1 protein-coding gene and 1 pseudogene are annotated in these 876 nt (G+C 29.7%); both read left to right on the top strand.

What is annotated here, in order from left to right; all coding sequences use genetic code 11:
* Positions 1 to 202, top strand: a pseudogene (locus ACIPNH_RS01075) (hypothetical protein); the annotation flags it as partial.
* A gap of 68 nt (positions 203 to 270) precedes the next feature.
* On the top strand, positions 271 to 876 hold a 606-nt coding region (locus tag ACIPNH_RS01080; RefSeq protein WP_400771086.1), incomplete at its 3' end, for a conjugal transfer protein TraJ.

The following is an 876-nucleotide window of genomic DNA, read 5'->3' on the forward strand; positions in this document are numbered from 1 at the left end:
TGAATTTGGTTATTTTGATGATCAAAATAAATTACATTATTATAATTATCACAAAAGTGTAGAAAGTAATACTTATGATCCTGAAAATTTCAGTGTAAAAATGATAAATATAGATGTGAGCAAAATCGATAAATTCTACCTCATTGCAGAACAAGGTGATATAATCATTCATCCTATTTGGGAAAATTTAGACATATTTTAAAGTTTTTTTTAGAGTATCTAAGCTTATTGTTATTATAATGATCCGATTAGGTCTGGTAGTATTGTGTTATGGAAGATAAATTGCTTGAATCAGTAAAAAACAAAAGTTATTTCAGTAAAGCAGTCGAATGGTACTGCCATAGGTATCTGTTTTGTGTAGCAGAAAGATCTTGGATGGCATTAATAGTATCGCTTCTCCTAGTATGCTTATGTTTATTAACATTAAACATATACCTGTTATTTCCTATTAAAAAAGATTTAAATTTTGTGAAGTATATGAACCACACAGAAGATGAGTTCTCTGCAATGCATAAGCTTAGTTTCAGTAAAAAGGAAGATGAATACACTTCCACAGCGAGGTACTTAATAAGTAAATACATTGAAATATACGAGTCCATTAAGATCGTTGAACCGAAGTACCAAGAAAATTTTATAAGAAACAATTCTATACATAAAATCTATCAAGGCTTTCAGGAAAAAACGAATAATGAAGCTGGTAATTTGTCTTTATCTAAAAGAAAAATCGCCAACATAAATGTAATAACATTATCTATTGATCGATCGACCAAGGACTTAGTTACATTTGCTGGAAATGCTACTGTAGTTTTTACAACCGAGCAAAATAAGGAGGATACTGTGGAGATTAGCTTCACTTTGTCGAATATAAAAGCAACT

Origin of the sequence: Wolbachia endosymbiont of Drosophila barbarae (genome assembly GCF_044752445.1) — a bacterium.
In the GTDB taxonomy this organism is placed as follows: Bacteria; Pseudomonadota; Alphaproteobacteria; order Rickettsiales; family Anaplasmataceae; genus Wolbachia; species Wolbachia pipientis.